Here is a 915-nt window from a genome sequence, read left to right on the forward strand (position 1 = left end):
ACGCTCGACAACAAAGTTGTTCAGCAGCGCCATCCAACTCGAAAACGCGATCGGGACAATAATCGAAATCAGCAACAAAAAGTTCTGCGGCGTCTTCCAACTTGCAGTTTTATCGAACATCAACAAACTCCTGTTCGTTCATCTCACTGAGTGCTTTTTTCGTTAGCTGCTCAGTGTATGGGTTAATCTTCCAGTGATTTGGGCTCCAGCCCTTAACAAAGCGTTGAAAATCGGCCCATGCGGTTGCAAACATAGGGCGCCAAGCCGCTTCGACTTGCACTGCATTTAATTGTGGCTGATAGAGTGCCAATGCGTGAGTAAGCTGCTCAAAATAGACATTTAACACCTCGATCTCTCGCTCTGCACAATCTCTTGGCCTAATAGCACTGCTCATAAACAGCGCCACATCCTTCATGGCACAGCCAAGTCCTACGTATTGAAAATCGACTGCTGCCGCATTTTTATTTTCAATATCAAAACAGAAGTTGGCTAACTTGGCGTCACCATGCACTAATGTTGGGTAAGGGCACTCTTTCAACTTATGATCAATCTTCTCAGCGTTTCTCTTGAGAGCTTGATCATCCAATACACTCAGTTCATCCGGTCGCGTTGCTAAATGCCAATAGGTGCCAGTTTCCCACAAACTCGATACATCACTCGGGTTTATGTTGATATGTTTCGCGTGGAAATGCGCAAGCCAGCGTAAACAAGCATTGCGCTGCTGCACCTCTTCAAGACTGTAACCCTCGACTTCACTCGCTAGCACATCAAAGTTGGATGTGTTTGGGAAGCCGAGCGTCTTGAGATCTTGCATGACGATCAGCCACTCACCCTAAGTTTGTTGACATTGCAAACCAACAGGAACAGGGCAATGTGGATCATATTCTTGAGTAAACCCTTGATACCAAGAGGTTT

2 pseudogenes are annotated in these 915 nt (G+C 46.0%); both read right to left on the reverse strand.

From position 1 onward, the window contains the following. Positions 1 to 120 (reverse strand): annotated as a pseudogene (locus KIV40_RS32065) (MFS transporter); the annotation flags it as partial. Further along, positions 110 to 915, reverse strand: a pseudogene (locus KIV40_RS32070) (aminoglycoside phosphotransferase family protein); the annotation flags it as partial. The pseudogenes KIV40_RS32065 and KIV40_RS32070, both read right to left, overlap by 11 nt.

Source organism: Vibrio sp. D173a (genome assembly GCF_030248475.1).